A 14,708-nucleotide genomic window follows, 5' to 3' on the forward strand; every position below is an offset into this window, starting at 1 on the left:
AGGCCGCCAACTGCTCACGATGACCATGACGGCCAGCGCCCTAGGCCGCCGATCGACCCCAACACATAGAAAAGGAGGAAGAACCATGGCAACTGTTAGCGATTTTGTGGTCCAACGCGTCAGTGAATGGGGAGTCGGCCGGATCTTCGCTTTTCCCGGCGACGGGATCGGCGAATGCCCTGGTGCCCTGGAGAATGCCCAGCGCGATGAAGCCGACCTGAAGTATGCGCGCCCACCTCATGAGAAAATCTGCTCGCTGATGGCAACCGCCCACGCCAAGTTCACCGGTGAAGTTGGCGTCTGCGCAGTAACCTCCAGCCCGGGCTCCTTCCACATGGTCAACGACCTCTATGACGCCCAGATGGAAACCAGCCGTGTGCCGCGAACGTGGGCCAGCAGGGGCTGAACTCGCTGGGCGCGTTTACGCAGCAGGAGAGCAACCTCAAACGCACCCTGTCGGATGTCGCCGTGTACGTCCAGACGATACTCTCACCCGAGCAGGCCAAGGCGGTCGTTGACGCCGCCTTCCCCACCGCTCGGGTGCGGCTGGGACCGTCCGTGATCGTCATCCCCCACGACGTGCAGGGAATGAAGATGCCCGAACTCACTCCGCAGAACTGGGTATCACGCTCCAGTTCTGCCGCCCCGTCCATCGCAATCGTCCCCGTGAAAGCGCGATCGTGAAGGCCGCCGGCATCCTCAATGCTGGCAGTAAGGTCACGTTCATTGTCGGCCATGGCGCAAACGGGGCCACCGAGAAGGTCCTCAGGGCCGCCGAACTCTGCGGTGCCGGCCTGATCACGGCCTTGCGCGCCAAACTAGTGATCCCCTCCGAGGTGCCGCACCACTCGCAGCACCTCGGTCTCCTCGGCTCCCTGCCCAGTGCCCACCAAATGAGCGGATGCGACACCCTCGTATTCCTTGGCACCAACTACCCTTACAGCCAATTCCTGTCTGAGAGCGGACAGGCACGCGCGATCCACGTCGACCTCAAGCCCGAGCAAATGGGATTGTGCTACCCCACCGAACTCAACCTGTGGGGTGACGTGAGGGCAACCCTCACTGCGCTCATCCCGCACCTGGAGGCGAAAACCGACCTTTCCTGGCAGAACACCGTCGCTGAGGAAATGGTGGAGCGGGAAAACGAGATGGAAGCCCAGGCGATGCTGACCTACAAGGACGGCGTCAACCCGCGACGCGTCTACCACGAATTGAACAGGTGCCTGCCCCGCAGGCCATCGTCACCGCCGACGCCGGATCCTCGGCAGACTGGTACGGCCAGCACATCCGGCTCCTCCGCGGCATGCTCGGTGATCTTTCCGGACGCCTTGCCAGCATGCTCGCCGCGATGCCCTACGCCACCGCGGCGACGTTCGCCTATCCGGAACGCTCTGTGATCTGCACCATTGGCGACGGCGCCTTCCAGATGCTCGGCATGAACGAACTGATCACGATGAAGAAATATATACACGACTGGGAGAAACCGCAGCTGATCATCCTGGTACTGCACAACAACGATTTGACACTGGTGTCATGGGAGATGCGGACCGAGGACGCCAATCCCGTGTGGTCCACCTCCCAGGACGTCCAGTCGGTTGCCTATGCCGGGTGGGCCGAACTGCTCGGCTTCACCGGCCTTCGGGTCAAACCCGACAGTGAGGTCGCCCGTGCCTGGGACGCGGCCTTCGCACACCAGGGTGTCACCATCATCGACGCGTACACAACCAAGAACGTCCCGCCCCTTCCTCCGCACATCACCATGGAGTTCCTCAAGCACACAGCAGAAGCGCTTTTCAAGAAGGACCCCGACGCGTTAGAGGTCATGCGCGGCTCCGCCAAGGGGTTCGCCTCCGAAGGAAATGAACGCGCCAAAGGAAAACTTCACATTGTCCAGGATCACGACGAGACAGAACCCCCAAGGACGGCGCCGGACGTGGACTGTACTCTCACTTGGGATCAAAAAAGACAATGGCGCAACGAACTCATCCATAACATAGGGGGATGTCTCCGCGGGCCGTAACGTGAGCGGGCAACAGGTGACCGCGGCTCTGCTAATGGGATACGATCCAAGCGGCCCGCAGCAGACGCGTTGCCGGCCGCCGCCACCCCAGAGGAGTGCCGGTGCCGCTGGCCGCTTTCCAGCAGTCGAAGCCTGCACAGCTGTGTGCTTTCCTGCCGCCTGGGCGGGAGACGTTAGCCTCTGCAGCAGCCGTTGTCGCAAGTCTTTACCGATCCCAGCGAATACCGACGATTCCCCTGCCCGTTTTACCGGGGCGCGCCTGAAATCGGGCCGGTAAAGGCGTTCGGGCCAGAGAATGGGGAAGTGTTTCGTTGCTGGTCTTGTCAGCATCAAAATCGAGCATTTGGCGCGGTTTGGCTCTGGTCCCTCTCAGATTCCAGCGCCGCTCGAGTAGAACTGCTGGTCTTCACGCTAACCGCCCATGCCCATCCCTTGGTCCTCGTCGTCGGTCACGAATTCGATGCCCTGGATCCATTTGACCCTTTTGGAACCGAGCTGGGTTTCGAGCCGGAGCCTAATCGGGGCGCCATGTTCGATGGGCAGCGGCGCGCCATTCATCTCCAGTGCCAGAAGGGTCTGTCGGTGTCCCGCCACATGGATCGGGATGGAACCGTAGAAGAAGCCGTCACGGCTTTCGCCCTCAGTCAGGCCTTTGTCGTCCATACCGTAGAAAACCACGTGTTTGGTATCCGGGTGGGGTTTGACCCGTTGCATCACGTCGGCCAGTGGAATCCCTGCCCATTTGGCGATCGCGGTCCAGCCTTGGATGCTGTGTTTGGTGATCTGCCGTTGCTCGCCCAGTTCCCGCAGTTCCGTCAGCGAGAACCTCATGGGTTCTGAGACCAGGCCGCCGACGGTGAGCTGGTAGCTACGGAAATCATCTGCTGCCATCTGCCGGTGTGCCTCGCTGGGGGGCGGGTAACCGTTGAAACGGAAGTAAGGAGAAATGTCCTTGCGGGTGAAACTCTGGCGGGAAATTAATATGCGGGAGATAGCCCGTTCGAACGGGTCCACCATCCGGCCCGGAAGACGCTGGGTGCGGCGGCGGTAACGCAGCGAGAACCAGGTGATTACCACGTGGACCATGAGAAACTCGGCGAAGGCGCACATGATCAAGAAGTGCAGGCTGCGTGCTCCCTGCTTGCCGCCGAACAGCTTTCCGTAGCGGGTGAAGCGGCCAAGGACGGATGGGGACATGGCCGCACCGGTCAGAATCTGTAGCGGTGCCAGCAGGAAAATTACCACGAAGTAGGCAAGTTTTTGGGCGGGTTCGAATGGTTGGCCGGGGATCTTGGCCGGAAACTGGAACTGCAGATCGGTTCCGATCGCGTTGGTTGAGTCGAGGATAATCGACCAGTGGGTGGGCACGATGTACTGCAAGTAGCCGGTGGCGAACATCGTGACGATATACACGGCGCCGGTGAGGATCCAGAACTGGATGGTCATAAAATGCCAATGCCGTCCTAGGCCCAGATTCTTCCTGCCCGGCAGGGCAATTACCGGCGACCAGGACTCCTCCTCATCCAGAGAAGACCACGGTATTCGCGAGTCGGCACCGAAATTCTTCTTCGAGAACCGCACCCACTGACGGCCCGGAGGGCAGTCATCGTGCCAGTACAGCTTTGGGAAGGCTGCCAGTACTTCGATGCCGGACCGGAAAAGCATCAGCATCAAGTCAAGGTTCAGGAAGTGGGTCGTCACTACCCAAAACGGAAAGAAATCAGGCATCCGCTCTCCTCGAATACTCGGACGATCCCGATTGAGCAACCCGGCTGCCACGGCTCAGTCTGTGGATCCGTCCGTCCACTACGCGCTCTGCTGGTGAAAAGACAAAGCACGGCGCAGACTGTGGCTATGGTCGATCAGGGGGCGGACGCAGCCCAACAGGAACTCGCACGCCTGCGCATCGCCCTCATGAGCGGCTGGGACGTGCCGTGGGTATTGCGGCCACCACTTGCAGGGCTCTACTGGTGGGCACGCTGCTTCGCAAAGTACGCGGCCGTGGGCGATCCGCACCCGGCAGCTGATTGGGCTCCCCCTGTGTTGTGACGGCCGGCGCCGTAGGCACCCGCAGCGCGACGCTTTCGGCCCTCGGCATGGTTCGAACGCCTTCATCCCGGTGAGCATCCCAGGCCCATTCCCACCACGTGGTTCGGGTTGCAGTTCTGAGGTATCCCGGTGCACACTGACCCCATGACCATTCCGCCTTCCGGTGACCAATTCGAGATCAACTACAAGCGGCAGAGCGCAACGATTGTTGAGGTTGGAGGTGGCATCCGTTCGTACACAGACGCGGGCAGGGACGTCCTCCAACCGTACGACCGGGATGCCATGTGCGACGGGGCCCATGGGGCGCCCCTTATCCCGTGGCCGAACCGTCTGGCTGACGGGCGATACGGCTTCGACGGAACCGATTACCAAGTCGCCCTTACCGAGCCTGCCAAACATAATGCGATCCACGGGTTCCTACACTGGCGCCCGTGGCAGATGGTCGACCACGAATCGGACCGGGTCGTGATGGGCGTAAGACTGTTCCCGCTGATGGGTTACCCGTTTCGGCTGGACGTGCAGGTGGAATACGCGCTCGGTGCCGGTGGCCTCCGCGTAACCACCACGGCGACAAATTCCGGTGAGCACGCGTTGCCGTACGGTTGCGGCCAGCATCCTTACCTTGCGCCCGGGGGGCATGGCACGGTCGACGGTTGCACGCTGCGGCTTGATGCTGCAAGCCGGATAACCACCGATGAGGAACGTCAGTTGCCCACGGGCAGCGAAGCTGTGGCCGGTACGGTGTTCGACTTTCGGGAACCGCGAAAGGTCGGCGACCTGAAAATTGACTACGCATTTACCGATCTGCTCCGCGACGGCGACGGCCTGGCCTGGGTGCACCTGACAGGGCGCGACGGGCGGACGTCCCAATTGTGGGTGGACGGCGGGTACACGTTGATCGAGTTGTACACGGCCGACACGCTCGCGGGGCCGCGGCGCCGGAAAGGACTCGGAACCGAACCTATGACCTGCCCGCCGAACGCATTCGCGACCGGCCGAGGAGTCATCCGGCTCGAACCGGGCCAGTCCACGGCTGCGTCATGGGGCGCCCGGCTGGTCTGAGAACCGCCTCCCGGGCCGTAGTTTTGCCCGTCGACCAGTACGAGCGGATCAACGAAAAGGGGTGGTCGACCACAGATGCGCGAATCCGGTCATCCGTGGCGTTCGGCCCGGGTCGGTGCGTCGATCTTGTCAAGCTTGAGGTAGCGACAATGCCGGATGAGCCGCAGCGTCGGTTTAAAGGCGAAACAGACGGATCCGATCAGGAAGCACCACAGCGCCGGCGTCATGGCCGATGGGGTGAGGAACAGGATGTTGCCGGCAATGAAGAGGCTGGCGGCAGCGAAATCTACAACGGTGCAGATGAGTTCAATGGTGGCATGCAACTTTGCGAGGGCGGGGGTATTTCTGGCTGCATGAAGGGTCGAACAAGCGCATTCCATTCTCCAATGCTGTTAGTGGTTCCGACTTTGGTTGTTGGTCGTTCAGGGCTGGTCCGGTCCTTGAACGGAGCGAAGCCAGAGAAGGCAGCCGGCACCGGGGCCAGGCGCTAACCCGTCGAGGAATCTTTCGAAATCCGGTCCGACGGGATGGCCTCCTGCGAACGGTCCTTCGTTTCAGGCACCTTCTTCAGGAAAAACAGGAACGCCAGGACACCGAGCGCGGCATACAGGTAAAACGTTCCCTGCCCGGTGATCAGCAGGACCAGACTCCGGAACGTCGCGGCGATCAGGAAGTTGGCGTCCAGTTTACCGCCGTAGCCGCGGACATGGCCTTGCTGCAGATGCCGGTGGGGTGGATTTCGGAGACCATCCGCCAGAACTCGGGACCCAGCCCAATGTCAAGAGAACCAATGTAGAGCAGCAGACCCACCAGCGCGAGGTAGCTGGCGTGCTGTTGGAGCGTACCGAAGGTGAAGTCAACGGCCAGCAGTACCAGGCTCAGCGTCAGCCCGACGCACAAGGTCTGCCTGATGGAGGCACTCTTGGTCGGACCGGGGTCAGAGAGGATGGTCGGGGCATAGGAGATAACTGTGTTGATGCCGGCTAACTGCTTGAAGACGGCCAATACCCTGCCGGGAACGACGCCGAAGCCGAACACCCAGCGCCAGGTGTTGAAGCCCTGGAACAGGAGGTTCACCATGTTGGCGAGCAGGTTTCCAGCGATGACCTCCAACTGATTGAAGGAAACCAAGTGGCCTCGGACGCTGAGCGGGTTTATTTTGAAATGGACAGCGGCGCCACAAAAGTGGCCGTTCCCATGGATACGCCCAGCAGGAACCTGAAGCCGATCAGCATGGGCACGCTGATCGGTAGGGCGCAGCCCAGTGCCCGGAGGACATAGACCGACCGGGAAATGACTTTGGTCCGCTTCCGGCTGACCTTGTCGGCCAGCTACATCCGGTTCCTCCCTTCCGACTGGCTGCGCATGACCGCCTGGCCCACGGGACTTGATTGCTCACAAGATTGCATTGCGTACACGCAATGGAAAGGCTTTCCGCGTTGTCAGGGCCTGGTTGCGGACCAAACAGCAGCGAGCCGGTCTCGCAGAGCGAGCAAGGACCAGCACTTCGACCGACGCCGGCTCCCGTCGCAGTCCAAGCACCGCCGGCACTTGGCCATTCTCAGGGATTCCATTGCGAACTCGCAACTGTTGCACCTACACTACGTAGCATGGACAGTAGTTCCCGCCTGGATTTCCCCCCTCACGTTTTACGTGAGTACGCGATGGTGGCCGACGGCGCCCGCGCGGCTCTTATCGGCCCCGGCGGGGACGTGGTGTGGATGTGTGCACCGCAGTGGCACGACGATGCGGTGTTCTCGGCACTGTTAGGTGGTCCCGGAACGTATGCGGTGACGCCTACCGACCCGCACAACGTCTGGGGCGGACAGTACGATGACGGAACGCTGATCTGGGTGAGCCGGTGGGTAACCGGCTCAGGAATTATTGAATGCCGGGAAGCGCTGGCTTACCCCGGAGATCCTACGCGTGCCGTGCTGCTGCGCCGGATCCGTGCTGTGCGGGGCCCGGCAAGTGTGCGGGTGACGCTGGACGCCCGAGCGAACTTCGGCAAGCACAAGATGGCCAAGCTTTCCTGTGACGACGGTCTGTGGACCGCGAGGTCCGGAGACCTCAGAATCCGCCTCGGCGGCGCGGCGTGGGCAAAGGCGGGAGCGGGCGGACTCGAAGCGGTGCTCGAACTTGCCCAAGGCGAACACCACGATCTGGTTTTGGAAATCTCCAACCGCGAACTGCCCGCTGAGCCGGTGCAGGCCGTTCCTGCGTGGAGCGCGACAGAAAATGCGTGGCACTCGGCAGTTCCCCGCTTCGACAACACAGTATCCGCGGATGACTGCCGGCAGTCCTACGCCGTTCTTCGCGGAATGACCGGGGAGGGAGGAGCCATGGTCGCCGCTTCGACCATGGGCATGCCCGAACGGGCCGGGCAGAAAAGAAATTACGATTACCGCTACGCGTGGATCCGGGATCAGTGCTTTGTCGGCCAGTCGGTGGCGGCCTGCAAGACGTTTCCGCTGCTGGACGACGCGGTCAGTTTTGTGGCGGCCAGGCTGCTCACGGACGGGCCCGAAATGAAGCCCGCCTACACCACCGAGGGCGGCCGCGTCCCGGACGAACGGGATGTTGGGCTGCCCGGTTACCCCGGCGGGTCCGGCAAGGCCGGCAACTGGGTCAATGACCAGTTCCAGCTGGACGCGTTCGGGGAGTCGCTGTTGCTGTTCGCAGCCGCTGCGGAGAATGATCGGCTGAGCCTGGAGCACTGGAGGGCCGCTGAGATCTGCGCGGATGCCATCATGGCGCGGTGGCAGGAACCTGACGCGGGCATGTGGGAACTGGAGAACAGGAGGTGGGCCCACTCGCGCCTCATCTGCGCCGCCGGTTTGCGGGCCATCGGCCGCAATGCCCCTGCAGCCCAGGGCGCCAAGTGGACCTCGCAGGCAGACGCCCTGATTTCCGACGTGGCCAGCGACTGCCTGCATCCCAGCGGGCGGTGGCAGCGGGCACCGGACGACGAGCGCGTCGACGCGTCCCTGCTGCTCCCGGTAATCCGCGGAGCCCTTCCGCCCGAGGACCCCCGGTCCGTCGCAACCCTCAGGGCGGTCCGCGATGACCTGGCCCGGGACGGGTACCTGTACCGCTTCCGCCAGGACGGACGGCCCTTGGACGAGTCCGAGGGCGCCTTCCTGCTGTGCGGCTTCGATATGGCCATGGCCCTGCACCAAAGCGGGGAGACCACCGAAGCGGCGCGCTGGTTCGAAAGAAACCGTGCGGCCTGCGGCTCACCCGGACTCTTTACGGAGGAGTACGACATTAATCAACGCCAACTCCGGGGCAATTTCCCCCAGGCCTTCGTGCACGCAGCCCTGCTGGAAACTTCCCGACGGCTCGCAGATCCGCCGCCATAGGGCGGCCTGAACTCCCGGCAGTGCGCACCATCCAACCAACTTCCGGGCCAACTGCACGGACCAGGACGAGGAGCACGCATGAACACCTTCAAAGACAAGATAATCGTCGTCACGGGAGCCAGCGGCGGTATCGGGCGGGCGACCGCCATTGCCTTCGGCCGGCAGGGGGCCGCGGTCGCCCTGCTGGCCCGCGGCGAAGCAGGACTGGCAGGAGCGGCGAAGGAAGTTGAAGCTTCCGGCGGCCGGGCCCTGACCATCGCTGTGGACACATCCGACCACGACGCCCTCGACGCGGCAGCCAGCCGCATTGAGCAGGAGCTGGGACCCATTGACGTCTGGGTCAACGTTGCCTTCACGTCCGTGTTCGCCCCCTTCGCCGAGATTAAACCGGAGGAGTACAAACGCGTCACCGACGTCAGCTACCTGGGATACGTCTACGGAACAATGATCGCGCTGGACCGCATGAAGAAACACAACCGTGGCACCATCGTCCAGGTCGGCTCGGCCCTGGCCTACCGGGGCATCCCGCTCCAGTCCGCCTACTGCGGTGCCAAGCACGCCATCCAGGGCTTCAACGAATCACTCCGCTGCGAATTGCTCCACGACGGGAGTCCGATCAAAACGACAATGGTGCAAATGCCCGCGGTCAACACGCCACAGTTCAGCTGGGTGCTTTCTCGGCTGCCGAACAAGGCCCAGCCGGTTCCGCCGATTTACCAGCCGGAAGTCGCGGCACGCGGCGTGCTCTTTGCCGCCGCCCATCCGCAACGCCGGGAGTACTGGGTAGGGGCCAGTACCGCTGCCACCCTGGTGGCGAACGCCGTGGCCCCGGGGCTGCTGGACAGGTATCTGGCCCGGACAGGGTTCGCATCCCAGCAAAGGCCCCAGCCGCGCGACCCGGAACAGCCCGTCAACCTCTGGGAACCAGCCGACGAGGACCGGGATTTCGGCACCCACGGCGCGTTTGATGCCCGTTCGGCTGCGCGGAGCCCTCAACTGTGGGCCTCCCACCACCACGGCGCCGTCCTTGCGGCTGCCGGTGCCACCGCGCTGGGTCTGTTGGCTTTCGGCGGTTCGCTGCTCGGAAGGACGGGGCGGTGAGGGTGATGGAGGCCACCCGGGCAGCGTACGGACTCTGCCAGCTGGCCTTTCCAAACATGATCTTCCGTGTGGCGCTTGGACACCAGCCGGACCGGCGCGTGCGCGCAGTGGTCCGCATTCTTGGCGCCAGGCACCTCCTGCAGGCGCTGGTCATTGGTGCGGCACCTGCCTCCTGGGCTCTGCACCTAGGCTCCGGTGTGGTGGACTCGTTGCACTCGGCCAGCATGGTGGGCTTGGCGGTCGCGGATCGTCGGCATCGCAGGGCCGCCGCTCTGGACGCTGTGGTTGCCGGCCTGTTCGCGGGTGCGGAATTTGGCTTGGGCAGCCGGATCAGGCCGCGCCAGCCCGCAGCGCTCCCTCCGGCGGGCCACAGCCAGGGGCGGTGAAACTATGCCTGCTTCAGCGATGGAGGGCCAAGGCGAAGCGACCGTCTTCGGTTTCAGTTTCCCCGGAGGCTTTCGCGAACGCGTTCATGGCCTCGGCCAGGGACTTCCGGGTCTGTGCCGGCAGGTGTTCCAGGACCGCTGCTATCGCTTCACGGCGGTGTGACATGACCTGCTCCACCAGTTTCGTGCCTTTGGCGGTGAGGACCAGCCTGGACAGGCGGCGGTCCTGCGGATCCTCTCCGCGTCCCATCAGCCCGGCCTGGACGAGCCTGTCGCACGTTCGTGTGGCGTTGGAGGGATGGACCCCCAGTTCGACAGCCACAGCACCGAGGTTTTGCGGGCCGCGGTTCGCGATGAGCACCAGCACCCGCAGTTGCGGCGTTGTCACTACGTCTTCTACCTCTGCCACTGACTGTGCAGCGACCCGGAGGAGAACGTTGGCCGCCCGGACCACCGAATCCACCTCGCTGCCACCCAAGGACACCGTCCGCGCACCGGCGGCTTGCTCTGCATTTTCTGAATGTGCCACACCACGAGTATCCATCCATCTGTTGCGCAAATGAAATATTTGCGTCGCGGCAGCACCAGGACGACAAGGAGCGCCATGAAGGCACCAGTTACACCCGCGGAAACCGTTCACGGGATAGACCGGATGATCCGCAACGTGGAAACCGGCCGCTTCGAGCGGTCCCTTTCCGGGCTGACGGCGATCGGCGCCCTCGTGACCGCCGCAGAAATCTACTTTGAGCATGACAAGGCAAGCTTCGGCAACAAACTGATGTGGCTCCCTGTTGCCCTCGGCCCGGTCGGCGCAGCCGCCGGCATCGCCGGAGTGTTCAGTAAGCGGATGGCCAAAACGGCGCTCCCCCTGGCTTCCGCTGCGATTGTGGCAAACGGTCTGCAGGGAACGTATTTGCACGCCAGAGGCATTGCGCAGAAGCCCGGCGGATTTTCCAACCTGAAGTACAACATGGAAATGGGGCCACCGCTGCTGGCACCGCTTTTGGTGACCCTCGTGGGCGGCATGGGTCTGCTCGCCGCGGTGCTGAGGAGGGAAAAGTGACGGCCCTGCCGCTGGACCCGAAAGACGGAGGTGGCCGCTTTCCTGGCTTCGATGCCCAGTCGCAGTCCGGCCACTGGGACCAGGTGACGCAAGGTGTCGTGCTGGCACGCCTCGGCCGGCCGGCAGATCTGCGGTTTTTCAGCCCTGCGGAGGAGGCCGCAGCGAGGGCGTTGTTCGATCAACTGCTGAACCAGCGCCATGAGCCCCGGGTCCCGGTGGTCAATCTGGTCGACTCACGTTTGGCCGAGGACCAGACCGACGGCTGGCACTACGAGGGCATGGAACCGGACCCGGAGGCCTGGCGCAGTACTCTCGCGGACCTGGACGCTGAGGCCCGGGCACGGAGCGCCGTCCCGTTCGTCGAGCTGTCCTGGGGTGATCAGGAAGCCCTCCTGACGGACATTCACGACGCCGAACAGTGGCGGGGGCGGCAGTCATCGCAGGTATGGAGCCTCTGGACCCGGTATGCGTGTACTGCCTTCTACTCCCACCCAATGAGCTGGAATGAGATTGGATTTGCCGGGCCTGCCTATCCCCGCGGATACAAGAACCTTGGGCTGGAGGCCCGTGAGCCTTTTGAGGTGGCCGACGCCCGCCCCGAACAGGACCCGGCCAGCCCCAGGACGAAATCCGGGAAAGGGCGGCGGCACTGATGGCCTCAGTAAAAGATCGGAACGCCTCGGCATGGCTTCTGCCCCCCGTGCCAGGAACAAATCATGCCATGCGTACCGACATGGCCCGCTTCCGGGACGAAGACGAGGTCGACATAGTTATCATCGGGTGTGGCGCGGGCGGCTCTACCCTCCTGCAGCGCTTGGCCCGCGCCGGCTGGAAAGCCGTCGCCCTGGACGCGGGCCCATTCTGGGACCCGGAGCGCGACTGGGTCAGCGACGAGGCGGCCTCGCACCACCTGTACTGGACCGAACCCCGGGTAATCTCCGGGGACGATCCGGTACCCCTGGGCTCCAACAACTCGGGCCGTGGCGTGGGCGGCTCCATGGTGCACTACGCGGGCTACACGCCCCGGTTCCATCCCAGCGACTTCCATACCTACAGTGCCGACGGGGTGGGCGCCGACTGGCCCCTCGAATACGCAGACCTCAGGTCCTACTACGAGGACATCGAAGGGGAACTTCCGGTGGCCGGGGAACACTGGCCGTGGGGCGATCCACACTCCTATCCGCACAGTCCGCACCCCGTCTCCGGGAACGGTGAGCTCTTCCTGCGCGGTGCGCTAGCCAGCGGGATCACGGCGAAGGTCGGCCCAGTCGCGATTTCCAACGGCCGCTTCGGCAACCGGCCGCACTGCATCTACCGTGGCTTCTGCCTGCAGGGGTGCAAAGTAAACGCAAAGGCCTCCCCGCTGATCACCCACATCCCGGACGCCCTGCACCACGGCGCAGAAGTACGAGCCGACTCGATGGTGACCCGGATCGAAGTTGACGATACGACAGGCAAGGCTACGGGCGTGCACTATGTCCGCCACGGCCGCACGCGCTTCCAGCGCGCCCGTGTGGTCGCCGTCGCCGGCTATTCCATCGAGACCCCGCGGTTGCTGCTCAACTCCACCTCCAAGCGTTTCCCGGATGGGCTGTGCAATGACTTCGACCAAGTGGGGCGGTACCTGATGGTGCAGGGAGCGCCGCAGACGGGCGGCAGGTTCGACTCCGAAGTGCGGATGTGGAAGGGGCCGCCGCCGGAAGTGAGCTCAGAAGACTTCTACGAAACAGACCCGTCCAAACCGTACAAGCGCGGCTTCTCGATACAGACAGTGTCACCGCTACCTATCACCTGGGCCGAGCACGTTGCGGCGCAGGGTCATTGGGGGGCGAAGCTGCGCGAGTACATGAGCGATTACGTGCACTGGGCCTGTCTGGGGGCACTATGTGAATTCCTGCCGCAGGCGGACAACCGGGTGACCTTGGCGCAGGAAAAGGACCGGAACTCGATGCCGGTCGCGCACTTCCGCTACTCTCAGTGCGAAAACGACCGCCAACTCATGGGCGCCGCGCAGAAAGTCATGGAAAAGATCCTGAAAGGCGCAGGCGCCGACGAAGTTATCACCATCAAGCGCTTTGCCCACCTGGTGGGGGGAGCCCGGATGGCCGCCGATGAACAGCACGGCGTCGTCGACGCCGATTGCCGCAGCTTCGCCGTCCCCAACCTCTACATCACTGACGGCAGCGTGCTGCCCACCCAGGGAAGCGCCAACCCGGCCCTGACCATCATGGCCGTCGCGGCGCGCGCCGCAAAACGGCTGATCGCAAGTGGTGCCAACAATGCCGCCTGAAGCAGACGGCACGTTCGCCTGGGATTCGGGCTGGCGGGCTACGCCATCTCTGCGGTGGACTGCGCCTTGTGGGACCTGAAGGCACGCCTCCTTGACCTACCCCTGTACCCCCTCCTGGGCGCAGTGCGCGACGAGGCAGATATATGGAAGCATGGAAGCGGCCGTTCCACCGCCTACTCCCATCGCCAGCTGGAGGACCAGCTCGCCGGCTGGATCCACTGCCAGTACATCCCACGCGTGAAAATGAAGATCGGGCAAGACCGAGGGGCAAACGTGCGAATCGAACAGACGTTCTTCGACGGGTCTCTGGAACCCACCGGCGGGGCTATCGCACCGGATGCCCGGTCCCCGGCAACGGACTCGCGTTCCGCCAAGCCGACGTCGAAAAGTACCGGGTGGGTTAGACCAGCTGCTGCGATGGGTTGCACGAAATCGTTGTCCTAGGCGACGGCCTCTTCGACGGTAGGCAAGAGGTCGAGGCCTTCTACTGCTTCTGCGTATAGAATGTCCCAATTCTCACCCACGACAACAGCCGGCGGCCAGGCCTGTCGCTGCCGGTAGCCAAAGAGCCGAACGCATGTCGCGGCGACTTGTTCGAGGTCTTCACCCTTGTCCAGGAGTTGAAGGTCTACGAGGTCGTGAGCGCGTTCACTGCCCTCACCGGAACTGGCGTTCAGCTTCTGAGCGACCAGATGGTCTGCACGCAATACCGGCACCGGCTTCGGCGCTTCGAGACCGACGTCGGTGAAGAGGTCCGTCAAGTCGACAGAGCGTTGAAACTCGGGCTCGTCAGCGTCGCCAATCTCGAGATGACCAAGCTCGAACTTTACTGTGCACCACGGCCTGCATCGATAGTCTAGGTTCGCGTCAAAGGGCTGCATGATGTACGCCGTCGGAACAGCCGGCGATCGGGGTGCGGTCCTCTCCACCAATCGGCCGGTAAATCCAGCCCACCCTTCCTCCAAGGCCGTCTCGAAGTCGTTGCGGAATCGGGCCAGTGACTGGTTCCATGCGGCGTCCAGGTCCTGAGTAAACCGCGTCCCCTGCCCGTAACGCAGCGCCATAACGCTGCCACCCTTGATTACTGCTCCCGGGAACGCACATTTGTCGGTGTGTTCGTGTACGTCATGTCCGGATTCCCTTTTTCACTCTCAGCCATTCGGTGGTAGTCAACAACCCTTCCGCCCGCGCCTGTTTGGTGGCATCCATGAGCCGCCCAGTCTCGATACGCCCACGACATTCAAGAAAAGCATCGGCAACGGGTTGCGCAGCAAGTCCCTCGTAGAAGGTCGTACGCACGCCATCTCTCCCCTGTGTCAGTTCAACGAATGGGGGCAGCTTCGGCCGCGCGCGTCGAGGAACGGCCACTTTGATT

17 protein-coding genes and 2 pseudogenes are annotated in these 14,708 nt (G+C 63.3%); 13 read left to right on the forward strand and 6 right to left on the reverse strand.

Annotated elements, in window-relative coordinates; translation table 11 throughout:
- Window positions 1–85 precede the first annotated feature (85 nt).
- From AAGW05_RS11180 to AAGW05_RS11195, 4 genes and pseudogenes are all read left to right on the forward strand, one after another.
- Complete coding sequence (locus tag AAGW05_RS11180) at window positions 86–406, forward strand: thiamine pyrophosphate-binding protein (protein ID WP_411804600.1); 321 nt, start codon at window positions 86–88, stop codon at window positions 404–406.
- Between the two features lie 62 nt (window positions 407–468).
- A complete protein-coding gene (locus AAGW05_RS11185) occupies window positions 469–684 on the forward strand; it encodes a hypothetical protein (protein WP_411804601.1) in 216 nt (71 codons plus the stop codon).
- Window positions 681–1,010, forward strand: a pseudogene (locus AAGW05_RS11190) (thiamine pyrophosphate-requiring protein); the annotation flags it as partial. The gene AAGW05_RS11185 and the pseudogene AAGW05_RS11190, both read left to right, overlap by 4 nt.
- Window positions 1,011–1,219: 209 nt before the next feature.
- Window positions 1,220–2,020, forward strand: a complete 801-nt coding sequence (locus AAGW05_RS11195) for a thiamine pyrophosphate-dependent enzyme (RefSeq protein ID WP_411804602.1) — start codon at window positions 1,220–1,222, stop codon at window positions 2,018–2,020.
- Window positions 2,021–2,431: 411 nt separating this feature from the next.
- Here the strand turns inward: AAGW05_RS11195 and AAGW05_RS11200 are convergent, their stop codons facing one another.
- The gene (locus tag AAGW05_RS11200) at window positions 2,432–3,748 is read right to left on the reverse strand and encodes a molybdopterin-dependent oxidoreductase (protein ID WP_411804603.1); all 1,317 of its coding nucleotides are present in this window, start codon (window positions 3,746–3,748) and stop codon (window positions 2,432–2,434) included.
- Window positions 3,749–3,874: 126 nt separating this feature from the next.
- Here AAGW05_RS11200 and AAGW05_RS11205 point away from each other — a divergent pair, with 126 nt between their 5' ends.
- Both AAGW05_RS11205 and AAGW05_RS11210 read left to right on the forward strand, forming a co-directional pair.
- On the forward strand, window positions 3,875–4,069 hold the full coding sequence (locus AAGW05_RS11205; RefSeq protein ID WP_411804604.1) for a hypothetical protein: 195 nt from the start codon (window positions 3,875–3,877) through the stop codon (window positions 4,067–4,069).
- A gap of 144 nt (window positions 4,070–4,213) precedes the next feature.
- Window positions 4,214–5,131, forward strand: coding sequence for an aldose 1-epimerase family protein (locus AAGW05_RS11210; protein ID WP_411804605.1), 918 nt, complete (start codon window positions 4,214–4,216; stop codon window positions 5,129–5,131).
- A gap of 89 nt (window positions 5,132–5,220) precedes the next feature.
- On the opposite strand, the gene AAGW05_RS11215 is transcribed toward AAGW05_RS11210, so the two are convergent.
- The 3 genes and pseudogenes from AAGW05_RS11215 to AAGW05_RS11225 form a co-directional block, all read right to left on the reverse strand.
- Window positions 5,221–5,511 (reverse strand): YrhK family protein, encoded by a 291-nt coding sequence (locus AAGW05_RS11215; RefSeq protein ID WP_411804606.1) that lies wholly within the window; start codon window positions 5,509–5,511, stop codon window positions 5,221–5,223.
- A 107-nt stretch (window positions 5,512–5,618) separates the two neighbouring features.
- Window positions 5,619–6,334, reverse strand: a pseudogene (locus AAGW05_RS11220) (MFS transporter).
- The gene (locus AAGW05_RS11225; RefSeq protein ID WP_411804675.1) at window positions 6,286–6,462 is read right to left on the reverse strand and encodes an MFS transporter; all 177 of its coding nucleotides are present in this window, start codon (window positions 6,460–6,462) and stop codon (window positions 6,286–6,288) included. Before AAGW05_RS11225 ends, AAGW05_RS11220 begins: the two are co-directional and overlap by 49 nt.
- A 279-nt stretch (window positions 6,463–6,741) precedes the next feature.
- Here AAGW05_RS11225 and AAGW05_RS11230 point away from each other — a divergent pair, with 279 nt between their 5' ends.
- The 3 genes from AAGW05_RS11230 (at window position 6,742) to AAGW05_RS11240 (ending at window position 9,980) form a co-directional block, all read left to right on the forward strand.
- Entirely contained in the window at window positions 6,742–8,493 is a 1,752-nt protein-coding gene (locus tag AAGW05_RS11230; RefSeq protein WP_411804607.1) for a glycoside hydrolase family 15 protein, read from the forward strand.
- Window positions 8,494–8,571: 78 nt separating this feature from the next.
- Window positions 8,572–9,594: an SDR family oxidoreductase gene (locus AAGW05_RS11235; protein WP_411804608.1), complete on the forward strand. Its 1,023-nt coding sequence runs from the start codon at window positions 8,572–8,574 to the stop codon at window positions 9,592–9,594.
- Complete coding sequence (locus tag AAGW05_RS11240) at window positions 9,591–9,980, forward strand: hypothetical protein (RefSeq protein WP_411804609.1); 390 nt, start codon at window positions 9,591–9,593, stop codon at window positions 9,978–9,980. The genes AAGW05_RS11235 and AAGW05_RS11240 overlap by 4 nt, the downstream gene beginning before the upstream one ends.
- 13 nt (window positions 9,981–9,993) lie before the next feature.
- Here AAGW05_RS11240 and AAGW05_RS11245 read toward each other — a convergent pair whose 3' ends face one another.
- Complete coding sequence (locus AAGW05_RS11245; RefSeq protein WP_411804610.1) at window positions 9,994–10,509, reverse strand: MarR family winged helix-turn-helix transcriptional regulator; 516 nt, start codon at window positions 10,507–10,509, stop codon at window positions 9,994–9,996.
- A gap of 75 nt (window positions 10,510–10,584) precedes the next feature.
- Between AAGW05_RS11245 and AAGW05_RS11250 the strand changes: the two genes are divergently transcribed.
- From AAGW05_RS11250 to AAGW05_RS11265, 4 genes are all read left to right on the forward strand, one after another.
- Entirely contained in the window at window positions 10,585–11,043 is a 459-nt protein-coding gene (locus AAGW05_RS11250; RefSeq protein ID WP_411804611.1) for a hypothetical protein, read from the forward strand.
- Window positions 11,040–11,696, forward strand: a complete 657-nt coding sequence (locus AAGW05_RS11255; RefSeq protein ID WP_411804612.1) for a gluconate 2-dehydrogenase subunit 3 family protein — start codon at window positions 11,040–11,042, stop codon at window positions 11,694–11,696. Before AAGW05_RS11250 ends, AAGW05_RS11255 begins: the two co-directional genes overlap by 4 nt.
- A 68-nt stretch (window positions 11,697–11,764) precedes the next feature.
- Window positions 11,765–13,333 carry a GMC family oxidoreductase gene (locus tag AAGW05_RS11260; protein WP_411804613.1) on the forward strand — a complete coding sequence of 523 codons (1,569 nt, stop codon included), beginning with the start codon at window positions 11,765–11,767 and terminating at the stop codon, window positions 13,331–13,333.
- A gap of 54 nt (window positions 13,334–13,387) precedes the next feature.
- Entirely contained in the window at window positions 13,388–13,777 is a 390-nt protein-coding gene (locus AAGW05_RS11265) for a hypothetical protein (protein ID WP_411804614.1), read from the forward strand.
- Here the strand turns inward: AAGW05_RS11265 and AAGW05_RS11270 are convergent.
- On the reverse strand, window positions 13,774–14,415 hold the full coding sequence (locus AAGW05_RS11270; protein WP_411804676.1) for a nucleotidyl transferase AbiEii/AbiGii toxin family protein: 642 nt from the start codon (window positions 14,413–14,415) through the stop codon (window positions 13,774–13,776). The genes AAGW05_RS11265 and AAGW05_RS11270 overlap by 4 nt on opposite strands.
- Window positions 14,416–14,708: the final 293 nt, after the last annotated feature.

Origin of the sequence: Arthrobacter sp. LAPM80, from assembly GCF_046736435.1 — a bacterium.
In the GTDB taxonomy this organism is placed as follows: Bacteria; Actinomycetota; Actinomycetes; order Actinomycetales; family Micrococcaceae; genus Specibacter.